1 protein-coding gene is annotated in these 267 nt (G+C 59.9%); it reads left to right on the top strand.

All coding sequences use genetic code 11. The annotated features are described in order from the left end of the window. Positions 1-41: 41 nt before the first annotated feature. On the top strand, positions 42-267 hold a 226-nt coding region (locus AC0MA3_RS26565; protein WP_474658356.1), incomplete at its 3' end, for a twin-arginine translocation signal domain-containing protein.

Genomic DNA, 267 nt, shown 5'->3' with positions numbered 1-267 from the left:
ATGCTATCTCACAACCCATCTCCCACCGCTAAATTGGTTCAATGATGCAAAACACGATTTCCCGCCGCGGTTTCCTGACTGCATTGACCGCAACAGCGGCCGCCGGCCTCGCCGGTTGCGCCGCAATCCCGGATATGCCGGTTATCAAGGTCGACGATAACGGCCAGCCGCTTGCACCGCAGGCGGATGTCGATTCGGCTTTCGGCTCCTACGAAGCCATGTATGCGGCGCGCGAGGATGACGGCTATCAGCTGCCCGCGATTCCGA

This window comes from Paenibacillus sp. LS-5, assembly GCF_056121505.1.
Note: the sequence above shows the minus strand (reverse complement) of the source record. Positions and strands in the feature narration are given on the sequence as shown.